Source organism: Pseudomonas brassicacearum (assembly GCF_918698105.1).
In the GTDB taxonomy this organism is placed as follows: Bacteria; Pseudomonadota; Gammaproteobacteria; order Pseudomonadales; family Pseudomonadaceae; genus Aquipseudomonas; species Aquipseudomonas brassicacearum_F.
The window spans coordinates 48108-69410 of the sequence record NZ_CAKKMI010000019.1; the positions used below are offsets into that span (position 1 = coordinate 48108).

Here is a 21303-nt window from a genome sequence, read left to right on the forward strand (position 1 = left end):
TGGCCCAGCGCGGCTACCTCGGCATCCATGCCGAGGTGCCCACTGCGCAATACCTTCGTTCAGCCAGCGTGGTTAATGGGGCGCCGAGATCAACATCCACCGCGAGGCGGCCTGGTAGCCGACCTGGTTCTTGGTGGGACCGCGTTTTTCCTGTGGGAGCGGGCTTGCTCGCGAAGGCGATGTGTCAGTTTTCGGTGATATTGGATGTGCCGGCCTCATCGCGAGCAAGCTCGCTCCCACAGGTTTTGCGTCGTGCGCAGGTGCTGTGAACACCCACAAACTCATGTGGGAGCGAGCTTGCTCGCGATAGCGGTGGCTCAGCCACATAGATGCCGGCATGTGCTTGCTCTTGCTCTTGCTCTTGCTCTTGCTCTTGCTCTTGCTCTTGCTCTTGCTCTTGCTCTTGATCTTGCTCTTGATCTGGACGCCCCGTCAAACCACGCTGGCCGAACGCAGGCATTGCGCAGTGGGCAACCCGGCATGGATGCCGGGATAGCCGCGCTGGGCCATGGATGGCCCTTCGCGGCGGGCCCACGGAGCAATGCCGGAGTGAGGGCACACCGAGCCTAGGCGAGGTGCCGAGTGGTGGGGCAAGAGCGTTTTGCTTACTTTTGCGCTTCTCAAAAGTGAGCCGCTGTAAGAGCGGAACCATAAGTAGCCGTTACCTAAATAACGGATATACACACCAACCCACGCCTCTCGAAACAAATAATGCCTAGGCCTTCAGATCACCCAGCGGATCATAGGGTTTAGGCTTGTGCTCATCCTTCTTGTCCAGAGGCGCCTTCGCCGGCCCTACCGGATCGACCTGGGGATCCTCAAGGTCCGGCGAGTCCGGATCAAACCCCAGGTCATCACCGCTGGAATGCTCTGACGAATGTGGCCCCGTAGGTGTTTTCGACTGTGCCATGCCTGCCTCCTCCAATCACGGTCGGAAAATGCCCGACCCTGACGATAAGAGCCTCAGGCCTGCCGGGTCGTGCCCGGCAAGTGACGAACGGGGCGCTCGGTCAATGCGCTGCGCCGAGGGCCTTGGTGGCCCGCGCCGCCGCTTGCTCCTGCCCTGCTCCGGCCAGATCAGCCGCCGCTTTCAACCAACGCTGTGAATCGACATTCGCCGGAAGCTGCGTGGGCCGCTGGACCAGCACCGCCCAGCCACCCGCGCTCTGGAAGGCCGATTCGAAGGCACTGAAGCTCATCAACTGCCGTCGGTTCATGCCTGAGCGCAGCAATACCGTCTGCTTCTGACGGTTGTAGCCGGCGAGAATCCCGTACCGAGGCTCGGCCCAGAACGCCGAACCGTCGATATAGCGCACCAGCACCGGATAGCCTGCCGCGACCTGTTCCAACAACGCGGGCAGCTTGGCGTCGAGGGGATACACCAACAACCCGTATTCGCGCGCCAGGGTTTGCATATTCTGCTGCAAGCCGGCTTCGCCACCCGGCAGGTGCAACGGCTTTTCCAGCAACCCCGGCGTGATCACCGTGCCTTGCAAGGTCAGCAGCGCAGCCAACGATTGCGGAGCGCCCTGGTACATTTCGCCACGAAAGAACGGCACGCTGTTGAGCTCCACCCGCTCGGGCAGGCGCTGGATCTGCGGCGACACACTGCCCGCACACCCCGCCAGGGCGACGAGGCAGGACAGCGTCAGGACCAGTGATCGAAAAGATGAAATGACCGGCGACATGATGACTCTCTTGTTCAGATACCCGGCATCCGGGCCAGGCTGGGGTCGACGATCATAAGGCGGGCAAAGCCCCGGGTATAGCCATAACGGCAGTTTTACGAGCGCGATAGAACGAACCGATCCGTGCCCAACCGCCACGGATCGATTACCTGCAACACTTGAGCGACTAGACTGTCCATGTATTAGGTGCGTGATCCCGGACGGGGTTAAAAGGAGGCACAGATGAGCCTGACCACGACAATTCTGATGCTGATATTCGGCTGGCTGAGCGTAGCCACGGCGATGCTGTGGGGCGTGCTTCGGATCACCCGGCGCCATCATCACGCGCCACCTGCGCAATCGGAAAAAATCACAAAATCCGCACGACGCCACGCCACCGCACACTGAACATTAGCTTTTCAACCACCCCAAAAAAAACCACCCGGGCCTGGACCCGGGTGGCTTCTGTCTGCCTGGCATCAGGCGTTGTCGGCCAACGCCTTTTCCCTGGCCCGACGGGACAACATGTTCAACACCTCGATCGCCGCCGAGAACGCCATGGCCGCGTAGATGTAGCCCTTGGGCACATGGGCACCGAAGCCTTCGGCGATCAGCGTCATGCCGATCATGATCAGGAAGCCCAGGGCCAGCATCACCACCGTCGGGTTGTCATTGATGAACTTGGCCAGCGGTTCGGCCGCCAGCAGCATCACCAGCACCGACACGACGACCGCGATGATCATGATCGGCAGATGCTCGGTCATGCCCACGGCCGTGATGATGCTGTCGATGGAGAACACCAGGTCCAACATCAGGATCTGACCAATTGCCGCGGCGAAGCCCAGGGTCACGGCGGACGTGGCCGACTTGGGGTCATCCGGTGCGGGGTCCATGCTGTGGTGGATTTCAGTGGTTGCCTTCCACAGCAGGAACAGGCCACCGGCAATCAGGATCATGTCTTTCCAGGAGAACGCCTGCCCCAGGATTTCGATGACCGGTTCGGTCAACTGCACAATGAAGGCAATGGTGCTCAACAAGCCCAGGCGCAGGATCAACGCCATGCCGATACCGATCCGCCGCGCCTTGGCACGGTGCTGGGCGGGCAGCTTGTTGGTCAGAATCGAAATGAAGATCAGGTTATCGATGCCAAGCACGATTTCCATGACCACCAGAGTTGCCAGGGCGATCCACGCGGTGGGGCTGGCGGCGAGCTGTAAAAGATAATCCATGGGTCAGTCCTGACTGATGTGACGTATTAAATGGTTTTGGTCGGGGTTTGTGTTTCGTCAGCTTCGTCCGCCGGCTTTTTCTTCGGGCTGATCAAGCCGCCGGTGGCTTCGCTGATCGCCTGTTCGGCGGCCTTGTGAGTGTCGTCGATGGCCTGCTTGGCGGTTTGCGTTGCCTGTCCCATCAGTTGCTGGGCACTTTTTTCAGCCTGTTCACAGCCCGCCAATGTCACTGCAGACATCGTCAACAAGGCTGCAAGCCCCAGGGATTTGTACGTCATGGAATGAATGCCTCTTGAGAGAATAGAAGGCGCACGAAAAAGGCCCGCCAATGGCCAGGCATTCTAGAGAGGCGAATACTTCAGGAAAATTCGTATTTTTAGCGGTTATACTTCGGTTTTTACGAATCCGCGTGAACCCATGCTCAATTACCGACAATTGCATTACTTCTGGGTGGTGGCGAAAACCGGCAGCATCGTGCGCGCCTGCGAGCAGTTGAACCTGACCCCACAGACCATCAGCGGGCAGATCTCCCTCTTCGAGCAGACCTATAACATCAAGCTGTTTCGTCGCGTCGGACGGCAGCTGGAACTGACCGAGGCCGGCCGCCAGACCTTGCCCTACGCCGAACACATGTTCCAGTTGGGCGGTGAGCTGGAATTGATGCTGCGCGCCCAACCCAACGAGCAACAAACCCTGTTTCGGGTCGGGGTGGCGGATGTGGTGCCCAAATCCATCGTCTACCGGCTGCTGGCGCCGACCATGGAGTTGAGTGAGCCGCTGCGCATCACCTGTCGCGAGGACAAGCTCGAACGGCTGCTGGCGGACCTGGCGATCCAGCGTCTGGACCTGGTGATTTCCGACAGCCCGATGCCGACTCACCTGGACATCAAGGGCTACAGCCAGAAACTGGGGGAATGCGGGATCAGCTTTTTCGCCACCGCCGCGCTGGCCGAACGTTACGGGTCGGATTTTCCCCGTGGCCTGCATGACGCTCCGCTGCTGATTCCCGGGCCGGAAACGGTCGTGCGCAGCCGCTTGCAGCGCTGGTTCGCCGAGCAACAGATCCAGCCGCGCATCGTCGGCGAATTCGACGACAGCGCATTGATGCAGGCCTTCGGCCAATCCGGCAGCGGGATTTTCATTGGCCCGAGCGTGATCGCCGAAGAGGTCAAGCGCCAGTACGGCGTAGAAGTGATCGGCCAGACCGATGCGGTGAGCGAATCCTTCTACGCCATTTCCGTGGAGCGCAAGGTCAGCCACCCCGGCATCGTCGCAATTGCCGAAGGCGCACGTCGCGAATTATTCAGCGCTTAGCAGGTGACACGGGGTTTGAAGGTCATCAGCAGCAACGCCAGCAGGATCGATACGAAGATGAACCCGGCCGCCGCAAACCCGACACTGCCCAGGCCCAGGGTATCGATGACCCGGCCACCAACCATCGCCCCCAGCCCAATCCCCAGGTTGGCCCCGGCGATGTTCAACGATGCGGCAAAGGCCGGGGCCTGCGGGGCCGCCTTCATCAGCCGTACATGGCTGACCAGGAACAAGGCCGCCTGGGTCACGCCCCAGATGCCCATCGCCGCCGCCAGCGCAAGGGGCGAATGAATGCTTGGCACCAACGCCACCATGCCGCCGATCAGGAACAGGCAGAAGACCATCGATGCGATCAACGGATGCCGGTCCACCGCCCGGCCGCCCAGGGAATTTCCCAGCAGCCCGACGGCGCCGAAGCCCATCAGGCACCAGCCCACCAGGGTGCCATCGAACCCGGCGAGGCGTTCGAGGATGTCCGCCAGATAGGTGTAGGCGGTGAACATGCCGCTGAACACCAGGATCGACAACAGCACATGCCCTTGCATCAACGGGCTGCGCAGGATCTTGAATTGCGAACGAAAGCTCACCTGATGCTGGTGCAGGTTGGTTTTCGGCAAGTAGATAAACAGCAGCAACGCCTTGGCGAAGGCGATGACCGCCAGGATCGCGAACGCACTGCGCCAGCCAAACGCATCGGAAATCAACGTGCCGACGGGAATGCCGAACACCGTGGCGCAGACGATGCCAAAGCCGATCCGGGCGATGGCCCGCCCAGCCAGCTGTGGCCCGACAATGTCCACCGCCGTTTCACTGGCCAGCGCCCAGAACACCGGCAGGCCCAGGGCCGGAATCAATCGCGCAATGGCCATCACCCAGATGTTGGGGGCGACTGTGGCGAGCATGTTGGCCAGGCCGAACATCACCAGCACGCTGATAAACAACTTGCGCCGTTCAAAACGGGCGAACCAGGCGGTCAGGAACGGCCCGAACGCCGCCACCGTAAACGCGAACAACGTCACCAGCAGCCCAGCCTGGGGGATGCTGACGTCCAAGTCGCGAGCGATGGAGGGCAACAGGCCAACGATGACGAATTCCGTGGTCAGCACCGTAAAACCGGCGGCCGACAACAGGAAAATGGGTAACAACATGTAGAACTCCAGCGAAACGACGACACCAGCGTCAGCCCGAAGGCTCGCTGGCGGATATGGAAAGGTGATGAAGGCAAAGCCTAACAGAATGCGTCCACCAGACAAAACGCGCTTGAACACCCGAGTGACGGATCGTCACAGGTCCGTCAGATTTTTCATCGGGCTGTGATAAAGTCCGCGGCCTGCAAACGCCGTACTTTTCTCACGGTCCGCTCATGTGGCCTGCCCGCTTGTTGCCCTGACTCGTCGACCGTCGCACACAATAAAATCAGAGATGCCGCTATGACAGCTTCGTCCGTTACCCCCATGCAACGCCTCAAACGCACCAGCCTGGTGACGCAAATCATCATCGGTCTGATCGCCGGTATCGTCCTGGCGTGGCTGGCGCCCGACTTGGCCAAGTCCACCGAATTCATCGGCAAGGTCTTCGTGTCCGCGCTCAAGGCCGTGGCGCCAATCTTGGTGTTCGTGCTGGTCATGGCCTCGATCGCCAACCACAAGCATGGCCAGGAAACCCATATCCGGCCGATTCTGTTCCTCTATCTGCTGGGCACTTTCGCCGCAGCGGTGGTCGCAGTGGTCGCCAGTACGCTGTTTCCGTCCAGCCTCGTGCTGTCGACCCAAGACGTCGCGGTCACGGCGCCCGGTGGCATCAGCGAGGTGCTGCAAAGCCTGTTGCTGAGCGTGGTGGACAACCCGGTCCGAGCCCTGCTCAACGGCAATTTCATCGGCATCCTGGCCTGGGCCATCGGCATGGGCATCGCCATTCGTCATGCCGGCCAGACCACCCGCACCGTGCTCGAAGACCTGTCCAACGGCGTGACCGTCATCGTGCGCGTGGTAATCCGCTTCGCCCCGCTGGGGATCTTCGGGCTGGTCGCCTCGACGCTGGCCACCTCCGGCTTCGGCGCCCTGCTCGGCTATCTGCACCTGCTCACCGTACTGATCGGCTGCATGCTGTTCGTGGCGTTGGTGGTCAACCCGCTCATCGTGTTCTGGAAACTGCGTCGCAATCCTTATCCGCTGGTGTTCACCTGCCTGCGCGAAAGTGGCATCACAGCGTTTTTCACGCGCAGCTCGGCGGCGAATATTCCGGTGAACCTGGAACTGAGCAAACGCCTGGGCCTGCACGAAGACACCTATTCGGTGTCGATCCCACTGGGCGCGACCATCAACATGGCGGGCGCCGCCATTACCATCACCGTGCTGACCCTGGCGGCCGTGCATACCTTGGGTATCGCAGTGGATATGCCAACGGCCGTGCTGCTGAGCGTTGTCGCGGCGATTTGCGCGTGCGGCGCATCCGGGGTAGCCGGCGGTTCGCTGTTGCTGATTCCCCTGGCGTGCAGCCTGTTTGGCATTCCCAGCGAAATCGCCATGCAAGTGGTCGCGGTGGGTTTCATCATTGGTGTCCTGCAGGACTCGGCGGAGACGGCGTTGAACTCGTCTACGGATGTGCTGTTCACGGCGGCGGCGTGCCTGGGAGAGGAAGAGAAGCTCGCGCGTACGGCCTAACAGTTGCGGTGGCTGTTCGGTCCCTATCGCGAGCAAGCTCGCTCCCACAGGGGATGTGTTGTGTAGCAGCTATTGTGTGAGCGCCACTGCCCCCTGTGGGAGCGAGCTTGCTCGCGATAGCGGCGGCACATCCGCCGAGGATATGCCAGACAGCCACAAAAAAGCCCGGGAACGGCCCACACCGTCCCGGGCTTTTCATGGCTGTGGGGTTAGAACGCGCCCATGTAGTCGCGCTTGCCCACTTCCACGCCATTGTGGCGCAGCAAGGCGTAGGTGGTGGTCACGTGGAAGAAGAACTGCGGCAGGCCATAGGTCAGCAAGTAGTTCTGGCCGCTGAAGCGCTTTTCTTTCGGCGTGCCCGGACGGGTAACGATTTCGATGCCTTCCTTGCCATCGATCTGCTCGGGGCGGATGCCGTCGATGAAGGCCAAGACCTTGGCGATCAAGGCTTGCAGCTCGGCGAACGTGGTCTCGCTGTCGTCATACTTCGGCACTTCGATCTCGGCCAGGCGTGCGGATACACCTTTGGCGAAGTCCACCGCGATCTGCACCTGGCGCACCAGCGGGAACATGTCCGGGTACAGGCGGGCTTGCAGGAAGGCATTCGGGTCGATGTTCTTCGCGGTGGCGTGGGCTTCGGCCTTGTTCAGAACGTCGCTCAACGCGTTGAGCATCTGCTTGAAAACCGGGACGGAAGCGGCGTACAGGGAAATAGTCATGGCGATCTCATGCAGGTGGCAGGAAAGAATGAATCAAACGGCTGCGATTATAGCCACGGCTTGTTGCACGGCTTGTCTTTTATTGCGCAAGGATTAGGCTAGGCGGCTTCCACAGCATAGGGAACGCGCGATGAGCATCGAAGAACAACGCCAGGCTGAAGAACCACGGCTCAATAGCACGGAAATCCGCATCCTCGGCGCGCTGGTCGAGAAGCAGGCCACCAACCCCGAGACCTACCCGCTGACGCTCAACGCCCTGGTCCTGGCCTGCAACCAGAAAACCAGCCGCGAACCGGTGATGAACCTCAATCCGGGCCAGGTCGGCCAGAGCCTGCGGGCACTGGAAGGTCGCGGCTTTACCAAACTGGTGATGGGCAGCCGCGCCGACCGCTGGGAACATCGGGTCGACAAAGCTCTGGAGCTGGTACCAGCCCAGGTGATCCTGATGGGTTTGCTGTTCCTGCGTGGCCCGCAAACCGTCAATGAGCTACTGACCCGCAGCGGGCGGATGCACGACTTCGAAGACGCCGAACAAGTCGTGCACCAGCTTGAACGCCTGATCGCCCGTGGGCTGGCGCTGCTGGTGCCACGCCAGGCCGGCCAGCGCGAGGACCGCTATGTGCACGCCATGGGCGATCCGGCGGACATCGAAGCGATTCTCGCCGCCCGCCAGCACCCGGCGGAGCGTGGTGCCGGCGGCGCTGTCTCGGTGGAGCGCATCGAAGAACTCGAAGCCCGGATCGCGGCCCTGGAAGAACGTCTGGCGCGGCTCGAATAGCAGCGCCTACGCCGACCGGGCGAAGGCCACGGCTTTTTCAAATTGCTCCAGGTTGGGCCGTACGCCGGTGTACAGCACGAACTGTTCCAGGGCCTGGATCGCAATGACTTCCAGCCCGGTGATGACCCGCTTGCCTTCGGCCCGGGCGCGCACGATCAGTGGCGTTTCCGACGGAATCGCCACGACATCGAACACGGTCTCGGCCGCGACGATGGTCTCGGGCTCGAACGCCAACTGGTCGGCTTCCGGGCCGCCAGTCATGCCGATCGGCGTGACGTTGATCAGCATCTGTGGCCGGCGGCTACCCAGCTCAGCTTGCCATTCATACCCCAGGGACTCGGCCAAGGCTCGCCCGGCGGCTTCATTGCGGGCAACGATCAGCCCGTTCTTGTAACCCCCATCGCGCAAGGCGCTGGCCACAGCCTTGGCCATGCCGCCGCTGCCGCGCAAGGCAAAGGTCGAATCCTTGGGCACCGTGTGGCTTTGCAACAACTGGGCAATAGCGATGTAGTCGGTGTTGTAGGCCTTCAGATGGCCGTTGGTGTTGACGATGGTGTTGATGGACTGGATCGCCGCGGCGGAAGGATCCAGCTCATCCACCAGGGCAATGCACGCTTCCTTGAACGGCATCGACACGCCGCATCCACGAATCCCCAGGGCACGGATACCGCCCACGGCGCCAGGCAGGTCCTGGCTGCTGAACGCCTTGTAATAGAAATTCAGGCCCAATTGTTCATACAGGTGATTATGAAAGCGCAGGCCGAAGTTGCCGGGACGCCCCGATAGCGACATGCACAGTTGGGTGTCTTTGTTGGGATTGATCTGCATGCGTGTCTCCTTGCGATTCACTTTCGGACAGACGGAATCACCGCTGCGAAAGGTTTATTCGATGATGATACCGCCAGGCCCGGCCCGATCTCAGGCCGCTGGATAACGCGGCGCGGTAAAGAAAAGCGCTACAGACCTTACACAATATTTACCCAACGGCGCCGCAAATCCTGAGAAAATCGTTGTCAGAGCAAGTATCCCCGCGACCCTCATCGGGTCTGTTGCAGACCACAGGCGCCGGGGCCGAAACGAGGAACAGCCATGAATCGTAGACTTCCCATCATCGCCCTGCTCATGGGGGCACTCGCGGTCACCGGCCAGGCATCCGCCCACGGTCGTGGTGGTTGGGAGGGGCCCGCCGTTTTTGGTGCCATCGTCGGTTCGGCCATCGTTGGCTCGGCCCTCATCAACCGTGATCGGCCGGTGTATGTGCAGCAACAACCGGTCTACTACCAACCGCAGCCGGTCTATGTGCAGCAACCACCGCCGGTCTACTACCAGCCACAGCCGGTGTATGTGGAGCAACCGATCTACTATCGCCCAGCGCCGGTGTATTACGGGCCACCACGGGGCTATTACTACGGCCCACCCCGGGGGCATTACGGTCGCTGGTAATCAGCCTCCCAGGTGGCACAAAAAAGCCTGTGATCAATGATCACAGGCTTTTTCATGTTCGCTGAATAACCTCTGTGGCGAGGGGATTTATCCCCGCTGGGCTGCGCAGCAGCCCCTAAGCAGTACTTAACCTGTCTGACGCACTGGGTTGTCGGCATTTAGGGCCGCTTCGCGCCCCAGCGGGGATAAATCCCCTCGCCACAGTGTATGTGTCAGACGTGCTCACTGCTTTTCAGACGGATCGGCGCATGCTCCGCCGCCCCGTGGACAGGCTCAGGCACCACGGGAATCTCATTGCCATCGCAGTCGTGCAGCTTGCCATCGCTGAAGTAATCACCTTCACGCAGCGCCGCCAGGTCCTGGTAGCGCAACACCCGCTCGGTGCCGGCGGCAAAAACCGATTGCTGGTCGGAGTTACCTGCGGTGAAGTGGTTGAACGCCAGGTTCAGCGCGATCGCCATGATTGCCGAAGAACTGATACCCGAATGGAAGATGGTCGCGAACCAGCTCGGGAAATGGTCGTAGAAATTCGGTGCAGCGATGGGAATCATGCCAAAACCAATGGACGTGGCGACGATGATCAGGTTGACGTTGTTGCGGTAGTCGACTTTGGATAGCGTGCGGATGCCACTGGCAGCCACCGTGCCGAACAACACGATACCGGCACCGCCCAGCACCGAGGTCGGCACGGCGGCGATCACCCGGCCCATGAACGGCAGCAGGCCGAGCACCACCAGGAACACCCCGCCGGTCGCCACCACGAAACGGCTCTTGATCCCGGTCACCGCCACCAGCCCGACGTTCTGCGCAAAGGCACTCTGGGTGAAGGAACCGAAGATCGGCGCGATCATGCTCGACAGCATGTCGGCCCGCAAGCCGTTGCCCAGGCGCCTGGAGTCGACCTTGGTGTCAATGATCTCGCCCACCGCCAGGATGTCGGCGGAGGTTTCCACCAGGGTCACCATGATCACGATGCACATCGACAGGATCGCGGCGATGTGGAAAGTCGGCATGCCGAAATGGAACGGAGTCGGGAAGCCGAACATCGGGCCCTGGCTCACCGATGAAAAGTCCGCCATGCCGAGGAACACGGCGATGACGGTACCAATGACCATCGCCAACAGAATCGACAACCGCGAGATGGTCGCGCTGCCCATTTTGCTCAGCAACAGCACCAGCACCAGGGTCACCGCGGCCAGGCCGATGTTGGCCATGCTGCCGAAATCAGCGGCATGGCTGTTGCCGCCCATGGCCCAGCGCGCCGCCACCGGCATCAGGGTCAGGCCGATGGTGGTGATCACAATGCCGGTGACCAATGGCGGAAAGAACCGGGTGATGCGAGAAAACACCGGGGTAATCAGCAAACCGATCAAGGACGCGGCGACCACCGCGCCGAAGATGGCTTGAAAGCCGCCCTCCCCGCCGCTGCCGACAATCGCCACCATGGTCGCGACGCCCGAAAACGATACGCCCTGCACCAAGGGCAGCTGGCAGCCAAAAAATGGCAGGCCGAGGGTTTGCAACAACGTTGCCAGGCCCCCCGCGAACAATGACGCGGCAATCAACAGACCGATGTCCGCCGGCGAAAGCCCGGCCGCCTGGCCGATGATCAACGGCACGGCGACGATGCCACCGTACATGGTCAACACATGTTGCAGGCCGTAAGCCATATTCGCGCCGACGCCAAGGTTTTCGTCCTCGGGCCGTGGGAGTGAAACATGGGGCGTTTTCATGGTTCGGGAATTCCCTGTTTTTTGTTATGGGCACACTGTATTCAAAACTCAGGACAAATGTCCATAGAGTTGTATACAACTTGTTGCCAAACGCAGGAACAGGCTCCCCCCGGCCAACCATCTTTTATGGCTGGAGCAACCCCACGATCGCCGGCCGCAACAGCTCGCGCGGCGGTACGCGCAGGCCAAACTCTTGTTCCAGCAAGTCGATCAGTTCATCGGCATCGACGATCGACCGGCGCTCGCTCTCCTGCCCCATCCGGTGCAGCGCATAGCTGTTGCCGTTCAAGGTCTTGCGCAGCCCATCACCGGTGCGGGCGACCATCAATCGCCCCATGAACGGGGACTCCGGGTGGCTGCAGACGTACCAATTGCCGAGGGTGAAGTCGATGTCTTCCTGGCGTTGCAGATCGAACAGGTACATCGGCCGCCATTCGTCGGCGACGTTGGCGCGCAACAGGTAGCCGTCCGCATGAGTCTCGATGCGGTACGGCTCATGGGGCGTGACTTGCGCTTCACGGCTGTCCAGCAGCAACGGCGCAGTGGGCACCATGCCACCAAAGCCGACGTCGGTGATGTAGCGCACGCCGTCGAACGTCACCAGGCTCAGCCGGTGGGTCCGGGCAGCCCAAGAGCCTTCAGGTGCGTTCATCACCACGCGCCCGGTGATGCCGCGGGCGTCGAAACCCAGTTCCTGCAACAACGCCAGGAACAATTGGTTGAGTTCATAGCAATAGCCGCCGCGCCCTTGTTCGAAGATTTTTCGCTCAACCGATTCAAGGTCGATGGGCACGGGTTGACGCAGCAACGTCGACAGGGTTTCAAAAGGGAATTCGGCGGTATGGCGCTGTTGCAGTTGGCGCAACGTGTCGAGGGTCGGCGTTGGGGGGGCGTCGAAACCCAGGCGCCGCAGATAGCGGGCCGTGTCGCTCAGTTGGGGATGACTCATGAGGGGTGTCCTTTTCCAGGGTCGGCGCTGCGCTCACGACAAGCGCACGGCTATTGCCGCCAGATATAAGGCATTCCCCTCACAGAGACAACAATCGACCGGGATGCCTCGCCTGGTCACCGCCGCTTGCGTGACGCCAGCCGGATCCAGGTGGGCGCATGATCGCTGGGGTGGGGTTGATTCCGGACCCAGGCGTCCACGCCGGCGTCGCTCAGGTAAGCACTGGCCGCCGGGTTGAGCAGCAGGTGATCGATGCGCAGCCCGGAGTTTTTCTGCCAGTGCTGGCGAAAATAATCCCAGAACGTGTAGATCCGCTCCTCCGGATACAGGTGGCGCAACGAATCGGTCCAGCCCTGGTCCAGCAGTCGCTGGTAGCACGCGCGGCTTTCCGGCTGCAACAGCGCATCCTTGAGCCAGGAGCGCGGGTTGTAGATGTCCATGTCGGTGGGCACCACATTGTAGTCACCGGCCAGCACCACGGGATGATCACTGGCCTGTAACCCCTGGGCGTATTCGATGAGCCGTTCGAACCACGCCAGCTTGTAGTCGAACTTCGGACCCGGTTGCGGATTGCCGTTGGGCAGGTACAGGCAGCCCACCAGCACGCCATGCACCGCTGCCTCCAGATAGCGACTGTGACTGTCGTCATCCCCGCCGGGCAGGCCTCGGCGGCTCTCCAGCGGCTGCGCGTCACGGGCCAGGATCGCGACACCGTTCCAGGACGCCTGCCCATGCCAGATCGACCCGTATCCCACCGACTCCAGCTCCGCCGCTGGAAAATCCTTGTCCACGGCCTTGAGCTCCTGCAAACAGGCAATGTCGGGTTTTTCCCGCTCCAGCCATTCCAGCAGGTTGGGCAGCCGGGCCCGGATGCCATTGATGTTGAAAGTCGCGATCCGAAGGTTTTTCATAGCACCAGAACTCGAAAGGCCAAGTCACAGTTGTGACCGACAACCACGCTGGGTGGTTGCAACAGGTTTTCAGGAACCCGTTTTCGACAACGGCGGGCCTTTTTCCAACAAGTGTGCAAAGGCTTGCTTGTCGATCGGCCGGCTGAGGAAATAACCCTGCACTTCGTGGCATTGGTCCGATCCCAGTGAGCCGAGCTGGGCCTGGGTTTCCACGCCCTCGGCCGTCACCGTCAGCCCCATGGCCTTGCCCAGGTTGATGATCGCCTGCACCACCGCGCGGTCGTTGCTGCTGTTGCTCATGGAAGCAATGAAGCGCTTGTCGATCTTGATGCCATCGAATGGATAGGTGCGCAGATAACCGAGGGACGAATAACCGGTACCGAAATCGTCCATGTTCAAGCGCACGCCCAGTTCCTTCAGGGCATTCATGACCTGCAGGGCGCCATCAACGTCATTGAGCATCACGTTTTCAGTGATCTCCAGTTCCAGGCGACTCGCTGGGAAACGGGTTTCGATCAATACCTGCCGTACATCCTCCACCACATCGCTGCGCTCGAACTGCGCCGGTGACAGGTTCACCGAGACCATCAAATCGCCCGGCCAGGTCAGTGCGGTTTCGCAGGCCTCGCGCAATACCCATCGCGAAAGCGGGACAATCAGGTCGGTTTGCTCGGCCAATGGGATGAAGGCGTCGGGGCTCAACAAGCCTTGGGCCGGATGCTGCCAGCGAATCAACGCCTCGACCGCCACGATCTCGCGACCATCGACGGTGTAGCGCGGCTGGAAATGCAGGACGAATTCGTTCTTCTTCACAGCCTGGCGCAGGTCGCTTTCCAGTTGGCGACGATGCTGGATCTGATCGTTCATCTGCGAGGCGAAATAGCACCAGGTTTTCTTGCCCTCGGACTTGGCCTGGTACAAGGCAATGTCGGCGCAGCGGATCAGTTCTCCGGGTACATAACCCTGGCGACGGCTGACAGCGATGCCAATGCTCGCGCCGATGTGCAACGAATGGGTTTCGTAGAAGATTGGCTGCTGCAGGCTGTCGATCAACCGCTCACAGAATCGATCGATCTCAGTGATGTGCTCCATCCCGTTGAGCACCACCACGAACTCGTCCCCTCCCAGGCGCGCCACCAGGTCCTGCTCGCGGGTGCAGTCGCGCAGGCGCTGGGCCACTTCCAGCAACACCGCGTCGCCGGCCGGGTGGCCGAGGGAGTCGTTGATCGGCTTGAAGTTGTCCAGGTCGACCATCAGCAAGGTCAGCGGTGCGGAATGCTCCTTGGCCACCAGCGCATCATCGAGGTACCGCGCCAGCTTGTTACGGTTCGGCAGCCCGGTCAGCGCATCGTGCATCGACAGATGTTGGACCTGGGCATGGGCCGCCACTTCATCGGTGATGTCGCTGGCGGTACCGCGATAGCCCACCACCTCGGTCTTGTTGTAGATCGGCCGTGCCGATACACGGCAGAAACGCAATTGCCCGGAATGATCGCGGTAGGAACAGCGCAAGTTGCTGGCGTTCTGTTCCTCCGTCAATTTGCCCAGCCAGAGGGCAATCGGCGTGGTGTCGCAATACAGCAGTTGCTCGATGTCCTGCCCCAGCCATTGCTGGTCGGAAAACCCGGTGACCGTATTGAAACGCCCCGACAGATAAGTGATGCGTTGCTGCCCGTCGATTTCCCAGATCCAGTCGGAAGCCGCCTCGGCCACGGCGCGGAAGCGCTCTTCGCTGGCCTCCAGGGCATGCGCCGACTGTTCCAGGCTGTCGTAACTGGCGTCCACATGCCGTGCCGTGCGCAACGCATAGCGAGAAAAGTAGGCCGTCAGCAGTGCCAGAATGAGCAATGCGCCCCCCAACGGCGGCACCAGGGACCAGAGCAATTGCTGGCCCGGTCGCTCCAGGCGGGACACCAGGCTGAAGCCGGTACTGTCCAGCGGCACGGCCGGTTGGCCGGGCTCAAGCTCGGTGTCTATCTTGAGGTTCAAGTCGGTGAGGCCATAATTGCGGCCCAGCTTGCGCAGCTTGACGGGCGTCAGTTGGTCGACGAACAGCAAGACCGAGGTGCCTTTGGACTCGACCTGGGGTCGTTCGTCGTTGGGCAGAATCACCGAAGCCGTGACGATGGCCGGCCAGCCCTCGAACAAGGTGTAGCGGGTCATGGACATCGTCAGGTCGGGCTGCGCCTGGAGCTGGTCAACCAGGTCCGTCAGCGACGCGTTCATATAAACCGCGGCATCACCTTGGACATTACGACCGCGCACCACGGCATATTTGGTGCGTTGCCGATCGATGACAAACACACCTTCGTATTCATCATTGGTGAACAGGGTCTTGCCCATGTTCTGTTCGGCGTAGGCCCATTGCACGTCGACCTCGCCGTTGAGGCGCTCGTAGGCCGTGGTCCAGTAGGCGTAACTGGCAATGTAGTTTTTCGCGGCGGTGGTGCGGTTCTCGAGGGCGCGCTCGATATAGAAATGCGTCTTGCGCACATCCTCCGCATCCAGCTTCTGCGCAATATTGAACAACGCGGCAACCGCCACCAGGACGCCCAGGACAAACAGCGCCCCGACCGCCACGACCAGGCGACGGGTAATCGGTGTGTGACGCGCAGTGTTCGAAGGGCTATCGGCAGCGGAATCCATTGACCTGCTCCTATCCTGTCAACGCTGGCTTCGGTGTCGAGAACGATGAGATCCAGAGCCAGTCGTGTTCCCAACCTTAGCACCCGCAACCTGTTCGGTTGGCGAGCCCACGGCTTTTTGCGAAAGAACCTACGCACCTCGTGTATGCCGCCAGCGCAGTGTCTGAACAATGGACCGTGGCACGTTGCCGATGATTCCAACCGATCTCAACGATCCGAGCGCGCCAGCGTATCGAGCGCACCTTCCGTCGATAACACCCCCACACGGTTACGCCCGCTGTGCTTGGCCTGGTAAAGCGCCGCATCGGCCCGCTGGATGAAGACTTCGACGCTGTCCAGGCTGCTGGGCACAAAGGAATAGCAGCCCAGGCTCACCGTGAGATAGCCGGTCGGGGAACCGGAATGGGTGAGGTGCTTGTCGATGACGCTGCGGCGGATCTGCTCGGCCAACGCCATGGCGCCCGAAAGATTGGTGTCGGGCAACAGGACCGCAAACTCTTCGCCGCCGTAACGCACCGCCAGGTCGGCCTTGCGATGGCAACAGTCCTTGAGCACCTTGGCCACTTCCGCCAGGCAATGATCGCCTGCCACATGTCCATAGGCGTCGTTGTAGCGCTTGAAGAAATCGATGTCGAGCATGATCAGGCTCAAGGGGCTACGCTGACGGGCACCCCGGCCGAACTCGATGTCCAGGGCCCGTTCGAACAGGCGCCGGTTCGCCAGCCCGGTGAGGCTGTCATGGGTGGCAATCAGCTCCAACGCTTCCTGAGCCTTGCGCAAGTCCGCCTCGATCCGTTCGCTGGTACGTACCTGGCGCACGAATACCCAGCCGAACAAGCAAATGCCCAGCACCACCAGGCCGACGATGAGACTGGATTGAAAAGCCCTGTCATGCCACCCCGACAGGATCGCGCCTTCAGACATCGCGGCAGTGACCACCAGCGGATAAGCCTGTAGATGCTGGTGCCCATACAGCCTGACGACACCGTCGATGGCCGAACGGATGAGTGCATCGCCAGACATCCCGTCGGCCAAGGCATGGTTGTAAATACTTTCCTGGGCCAACGGGTGGCCGATCCGCCCCTCATCGAAGGGACGATGGGCCAGGAGTGTCCCGTCAGACAAAGCCAGGGCCATCTCGCCTTGCTCATCCAGGCTGAAGCTTTTGAAGAATCGGTCGAAGTACGACATTTTGATGCCGGCCATCAACACGCCTTGGAAGTTGCCATCCTGATCGTTCAAGCGCCGGGAAACGGGAATGATCCATTCGCCGTTCTGCCGGCTGCGGATCGCCGGGCCGATATGAGCGACCAAGGAAGCATTCTGTTGGTGAAAGGCAAAATACTCCCGATCCGCCACCCCTGCGCCCCGGTGCAGGTTGTCAAAAGAGGTCACCACCCAGTGACCGTGCTTGTCGAACAGGAACAGGCCATGCAATTGCTCAAGCGATTGCACACGTCGGGCAAAGGTTTGCTGCAAGCGTGGCTGTACGGTGGGGCCATAGCCATCGATTTGGATCCAATCTGCCAGACTGGCCAACACCAGATCAGCCTGGAGGAAGGTGTCCTGGGCCTGCTGGGCCATGGCCCGGGTAAGGGTCGCCGAAGCGACGCGGGCCGACTCCAGGTCGTGGCGACGCGACTGCTCCAGTTGCAGGTACAGCAAACCACACAGGCACAGGCACACCGCCGCGATAAACGTAACCGCCGCTTTGAGCAACGGCAGGCGTTTCAAGGCACCGCCAGGGCTATGGAAAGGATCGAAAATAGGGATAGGCAAGCGAATTCCTGAAGGGGGCAAAACATGAGCGAATTCGCTCAAAGCCCCTAATATTCGTGAGCTTAGCCTACCGCTTGTGAGGCGGCAATTTGCCTGTGCAGCAGAGCCGATAGGTGGCTGCAGTGGATCCAAAAACCCGCCTGCCAGCCGATAAAAATGTCCTCTTCAGAACGCTGAAATTCCCGTGGGCTCACCGTACCGGCGGCACCCGGATCTCCCCGGCCCGGCATTGTGTCCTGACGCCCCTGCCGCACGCGGCGAACGCCAAGTCCTTGTCCATGCACACGCGCACTTCCGACAGTTGCGGCCCGCTGCAAATCACCGCAATGCCGTCAGGCGCGATGCCTGGATTGCTTTGGCGGAACAGCCGGACGATTTCATCTGCCTCAAAATAATAGGAGGAATTGAACGGTTGCAGCTGCGGTGGGATTTTCACCGCGCCCACGGCTTTGTCGGCAACCTCCAGGTAGCCCATGGCACCCAGGCCACTGCACGTTCCGTGCTTGGACCATTCATGCGCCATCAACTTGCGAGTGGGAAACAAGGTCAGGCCCTTCTCCTGCTCCGCCGTCGTCAACGGCACCTGGGGCGCACAGGATTGCGGCCAGCCGCCCCGGGTGTATTGCGGCCAGAGGCCATGGAGCACAAAGCCGTAGCCCTTGCCGGAACACTGCGCATCCTTCTGGTGAGTCAGGCAGAACGTCGGTGACCAGGACAGCGCCAGCAGGTAGTAATCGAACACCCCGGTCACGGATTGCGTCCGTGCGTTGCCGGATTCGCGGGCATTGGCCGCGCCCATGTAACCCAGTGTCAGTACGATCAGTACGACAATGGCAAGACGTTGTTTCATTGACCCACTCCTTGGGGCGATTGTGCGAAAGCGCGATGATCGGGCGATGATTGTTTCAACCTTGTGTGCCAAATCCCTGAAGGGCTGTTTTTTACAAGCAAACCTTGTCGGGGGCTATCTAAATTGCGTAACGCCTCATAACGTAGAGCGCCTTTGACTTTTACGTGCCCCGTCGCCCATGAGCAAACCGACCCGAACCGATGACGAACTGCCCCTGACCAGACCCGACGCCGTCAGCCTGCGCGTGGCCTTTTGGTTCTGGCTGAAACTGGGCTTCATCAGCTTCGGCGGCCCTGCGGGGCAGATCTCGATCATGCACCAGGAGCTGGTGGAGCGCCGACGCTGGATTTCCGAACGAAGATTCCTGCATGCCCTTAATTACTGCATGTTGCTGCCGGGGCCAGAGGCCCAGCAACTGGCCACGTACCTGGGCTGGCTGATGCACCGCGGTTGGGGCGGGGTGATTGCCGGGGCGCTGTTCGTGCTGCCTTCGTTGTTCATTCTCATCGCGCTGTCCTGGCTGTACGTCGCCTTTGGCGAAGTGCCGGTGGTGGCGGGCATTTTCTACGGCATCAAGCCGGCGGTAACGGCAATCGTGGTGCATGCCGCCCACCGGATCGGCTCCCGCGCCCTCAAGAACAATTGGCTGTGGGCGATCGCCGCGGCGTCGTTCACCGCAATATTCGCCTTCAACGTGCCCTTCCCGCTGATCGTGCTGGGTGCCGCCGTCATCGGTTACCTGGGCGGTCGTTGGGTACCGGAAAAATTCAGCCTGGGCGGTCACGATGACAAGCACCGATCCTTCGGCCCGGCATTGATCGACGATGATACCCCGCCCCCGGACCACGTCCGGTTCAGCGCCTTCAGGCTCGCCCGGCTGGCGATCATCGGTGCCCTGTTGTGGACGTTGCCAATGGGCCTGCTGACCGCGGTGTTCGGCTGGGAAGGCACGCTGACGCAAATGGCCTGGTTCTTCACCAAGGCTGCATTGCTGACGTTCGGCGGCGCCTATGCGGTTTTGCCCTACGTGTACCAGGGCGCCGTCGGACACTTCGGCTGGCTGACACCGACACAAATGATCGACGGCCTGGCCCTGGGCGAAACCACGCCGGGGCCGCTGATCATGGTCGTGGCCTTTGTTGGTTTCGTCGGAGGCTACGTGATGCAGGTGTTTGGTCCCGAGCAGGCGTTTCTCGCCGGGGCCGTCGCGGCCACGCTGGTGACCTGGTTCACGTTCCTGCCCTCGTTCCTGTTCATCCTGGCCGGCGGCCCGTTGGTGGAATCGACGCACAACGCGCTGAAATTCACCGCACCGCTGACCGCGATTACCGCCGCGGTGGTCGGGGTGATCCTCAACCTGGCGTGCTTCTTCGGCTACCACGTACTCTGGCCCAACGGTTTTTCAGGTGCCCTGGATTGGCCGTCGGCAATCATCGCAATCGCAGCGGCCATTGCGCTGTTTCGCTACAAGCTGGGGGTGATCCAGGTGTTGCTGGCGTGCGGGCTGGCTGGGCTGGCGGTGCACTTGCTGCGCTAGACGAGGCGTTTGCTCAGGTACGTCGCCGAAGCCGGACACAAGGTTTTGAATTGGGCCGTCGCACTGATCGACGCAGGCGCCAGCGAGCGCTCCTGTGCCTGATAGCCCTGGCCAGTAAAAAACGCGGCGGCGCTGTCAGTCAGCAGATGGAGCCGCTCCACACCCTCACGTTTGGCGAACGCTTCGATAGCGGCCAGCACCGCCGCGCCAGCGCCCTTGCCCCGCTGCCCCTCGAGGACAACCAGCGAGCGTAGCAACCGGTCGCGCCCCTCCCCCTCAAGGCCACCAAATGCCACGTCAACGCCTTGGTGGCTGAAGCTAAAGAACTGTCGACCGGGATACGTCAGGTCGTCCACGGGAAGGCCGGCCAGGGTGAGCGCATCGCGCAACGGTCCCAGGTCGCTGTTGCTCAGTATTCTCATGTGCATGACTTGCTCCTCGTAAATTGTTCCGGCTCTTCATCGCACCGAAACTCAACAACACACCACCCCATGACCCAGCGCAAATGAACACCCCACCCCATCAGCTAAGCTCAACCTATCATCACGACAGGGAATCGACATGAGCAAGGCAGACGAGCTAGCGGCCAAACTGAGGAAAACCCAGCAGACCCGCGCCGATACCGACAACTGCGCCGACCTGGCGATCGAGCACTGGCCCGCCCAGGTCTACGAACTGTATCGCCAGATCGAAACCTGGTTGGCGCCCGTATGCGAGGCTGGCCTGGACATTCGACGCAACCCCACCCACGTATTTGAAAGTCATTCCAGTGGTTCGACGTACAGCTACGCCATCGATCAACTGGTGATCGAAGGCAATCATCAGCGCATTTCATTCGACCCGATTGCGCGTTTCTCGTCCAAGGGCGAGGGCTGCATTGAAGTCCATATGAAGGGGCAGGAACACTGCATCGTGCGCACACTCGGTGAACATGGTGAATCGCTGTGGCATATCCAGGCACTGCGCCTGACCGCACAACCGCGTCCTGAACCCGCCATGCTGGACGAGGACACCTTGCTCGCGCTGGTCGAGCAAGGCCTGGGGCTTTAACGCAAATGGGCGACCCTTGAGGTCGCCCATTTCGTT

The 21303-nt window shown here is 61.0% G+C and carries 22 protein-coding genes; 7 read left to right on the plus strand and 15 right to left on the minus strand.

What is annotated here, in order from left to right; translation table 11 throughout:
• Positions 1–432: 432 nt before the first annotated feature.
• The 3 genes from LQ215_RS10060 to LQ215_RS10070 all read right to left on the minus strand — a co-directional run bounded on the left by LQ215_RS10060 (position 433) and on the right by LQ215_RS10070 (position 1688).
• The gene (locus tag LQ215_RS10060; protein ID WP_230149353.1) at positions 433–594 is read right to left on the minus strand and encodes a nucleoid-structuring protein H-NS; all 162 of its coding nucleotides are present in this window, start codon (positions 592–594) and stop codon (positions 433–435) included.
• A gap of 121 nt (positions 595–715) precedes the next feature.
• The gene (locus tag LQ215_RS10065; RefSeq protein ID WP_230149355.1) at positions 716–910 is read right to left on the minus strand and encodes a DUF6021 family protein; all 195 of its coding nucleotides are present in this window, start codon (positions 908–910) and stop codon (positions 716–718) included.
• 100 nt (positions 911–1010) lie between these two features.
• On the minus strand, positions 1011–1688 hold the full coding sequence (locus LQ215_RS10070; RefSeq protein ID WP_230149357.1) for a peptidase C39 family protein: 678 nt from the start codon (positions 1686–1688) through the stop codon (positions 1011–1013).
• Between the two features lie 222 nt (positions 1689–1910).
• On the opposite strand from LQ215_RS10070, the gene LQ215_RS10075 reads away from it, so the two are divergent.
• Positions 1911–2075, plus strand: coding sequence for a hypothetical protein (locus LQ215_RS10075; RefSeq protein ID WP_230149359.1), 165 nt, complete (start codon positions 1911–1913; stop codon positions 2073–2075).
• Positions 2076–2146: 71 nt separating this feature from the next.
• Here LQ215_RS10075 and LQ215_RS10080 read toward each other — a convergent pair whose 3' ends face one another.
• Positions 2147–2896, minus strand: coding sequence for a TerC family protein (locus LQ215_RS10080; RefSeq protein ID WP_230149361.1), 750 nt, complete (start codon positions 2894–2896; stop codon positions 2147–2149).
• A 26-nt stretch (positions 2897–2922) separates the two neighbouring features.
• Positions 2923–3174, minus strand: a complete 252-nt coding sequence (locus LQ215_RS10085; RefSeq protein ID WP_230149363.1) for a hypothetical protein — start codon at positions 3172–3174, stop codon at positions 2923–2925.
• 139 nt (positions 3175–3313) lie between these two features.
• On the opposite strand from LQ215_RS10085, the gene nhaR reads away from it, so the two are divergent.
• On the plus strand, positions 3314–4210 hold the full coding sequence (nhaR, locus tag LQ215_RS10090) for a transcriptional activator NhaR (protein ID WP_230149365.1): 897 nt from the start codon (positions 3314–3316) through the stop codon (positions 4208–4210).
• Here nhaR and LQ215_RS10095 read toward each other — a convergent pair.
• Positions 4207–5358, minus strand: coding sequence for an MFS transporter (locus LQ215_RS10095; protein WP_230149366.1), 1152 nt, complete (start codon positions 5356–5358; stop codon positions 4207–4209). The genes nhaR and LQ215_RS10095 overlap by 4 nt on opposite strands.
• Positions 5359–5640: 282 nt before the next feature.
• Here LQ215_RS10095 and sstT point away from each other — a divergent pair, with 282 nt between their 5' ends.
• Positions 5641–6873, plus strand: a complete 1233-nt coding sequence (gene sstT / locus LQ215_RS10100) for a serine/threonine transporter SstT (RefSeq protein ID WP_230149368.1) — start codon at positions 5641–5643, stop codon at positions 6871–6873.
• A 209-nt stretch (positions 6874–7082) separates the two neighbouring features.
• On the opposite strand, the gene LQ215_RS10105 is transcribed toward sstT, so the two are convergent.
• Positions 7083–7592 (minus strand): DUF1993 domain-containing protein, encoded by a 510-nt coding sequence (locus LQ215_RS10105; protein WP_057452352.1) that lies wholly within the window; start codon positions 7590–7592, stop codon positions 7083–7085.
• Between the two features lie 130 nt (positions 7593–7722).
• Here LQ215_RS10105 and LQ215_RS10110 point away from each other — a divergent pair, with 130 nt between their 5' ends.
• A complete protein-coding gene (locus LQ215_RS10110; RefSeq protein WP_230149370.1) occupies positions 7723–8370 on the plus strand; it encodes a YceH family protein in 648 nt (215 codons plus the stop codon).
• A gap of 6 nt (positions 8371–8376) precedes the next feature.
• On the opposite strand, the gene LQ215_RS10115 is transcribed toward LQ215_RS10110, so the two are convergent.
• Complete coding sequence (locus tag LQ215_RS10115) at positions 8377–9198, minus strand: shikimate 5-dehydrogenase (protein WP_230149372.1); 822 nt, start codon at positions 9196–9198, stop codon at positions 8377–8379.
• A gap of 261 nt (positions 9199–9459) precedes the next feature.
• Between LQ215_RS10115 and LQ215_RS10120 the strand changes: the two genes are divergently transcribed.
• Positions 9460–9813: a hypothetical protein gene (locus LQ215_RS10120; protein WP_003199833.1), complete on the plus strand. Its 354-nt coding sequence runs from the start codon at positions 9460–9462 to the stop codon at positions 9811–9813.
• Positions 9814–10025: 212 nt separating this feature from the next.
• On the opposite strand, the gene LQ215_RS10125 is transcribed toward LQ215_RS10120, so the two are convergent.
• The 6 genes from LQ215_RS10125 to LQ215_RS10150 all read right to left on the minus strand — a co-directional run bounded on the left by LQ215_RS10125 (position 10026) and on the right by LQ215_RS10150 (position 18680).
• Entirely contained in the window at positions 10026–11546 is a 1521-nt protein-coding gene (locus tag LQ215_RS10125; RefSeq protein WP_230149374.1) for a nucleobase:cation symporter-2 family protein, read from the minus strand.
• A gap of 124 nt (positions 11547–11670) precedes the next feature.
• Positions 11671–12495, minus strand: a complete 825-nt coding sequence (locus LQ215_RS10130; protein WP_230149376.1) for an arylamine N-acetyltransferase family protein — start codon at positions 12493–12495, stop codon at positions 11671–11673.
• Between the two features lie 116 nt (positions 12496–12611).
• A complete protein-coding gene (gene xth, locus LQ215_RS10135; protein WP_230149378.1) occupies positions 12612–13406 on the minus strand; it encodes an exodeoxyribonuclease III in 795 nt (264 codons plus the stop codon).
• Between the two features lie 69 nt (positions 13407–13475).
• On the minus strand, positions 13476–16052 hold the full coding sequence (locus tag LQ215_RS10140; protein ID WP_230149380.1) for a bifunctional diguanylate cyclase/phosphodiesterase: 2577 nt from the start codon (positions 16050–16052) through the stop codon (positions 13476–13478).
• Positions 16053–16258: 206 nt separating this feature from the next.
• Positions 16259–17830, minus strand: coding sequence for a sensor domain-containing diguanylate cyclase (locus LQ215_RS10145; protein WP_230149382.1), 1572 nt, complete (start codon positions 17828–17830; stop codon positions 16259–16261).
• A gap of 190 nt (positions 17831–18020) precedes the next feature.
• A complete protein-coding gene (locus tag LQ215_RS10150; protein ID WP_230149384.1) occupies positions 18021–18680 on the minus strand; it encodes a ribonuclease T2 in 660 nt (219 codons plus the stop codon).
• A 178-nt stretch (positions 18681–18858) separates the two neighbouring features.
• On the opposite strand from LQ215_RS10150, the gene chrA reads away from it, so the two are divergent.
• The gene (chrA, locus tag LQ215_RS10155) at positions 18859–20217 is read left to right on the plus strand and encodes a chromate efflux transporter (protein ID WP_230149387.1); all 1359 of its coding nucleotides are present in this window, start codon (positions 18859–18861) and stop codon (positions 20215–20217) included.
• Here chrA and arsN2 read toward each other — a convergent pair.
• The gene (arsN2, locus tag LQ215_RS10160) at positions 20214–20645 is read right to left on the minus strand and encodes an arsenic resistance N-acetyltransferase ArsN2 (protein WP_230149389.1); all 432 of its coding nucleotides are present in this window, start codon (positions 20643–20645) and stop codon (positions 20214–20216) included. The two genes, chrA and arsN2, sit on opposite strands and share 4 nt — an antisense overlap.
• A gap of 133 nt (positions 20646–20778) precedes the next feature.
• Here arsN2 and LQ215_RS10165 point away from each other — a divergent pair, with 133 nt between their 5' ends.
• Positions 20779–21267, plus strand: a complete 489-nt coding sequence (locus LQ215_RS10165; RefSeq protein ID WP_230149391.1) for a hypothetical protein — start codon at positions 20779–20781, stop codon at positions 21265–21267.
• Positions 21268–21303 lie beyond the last annotated feature (36 nt).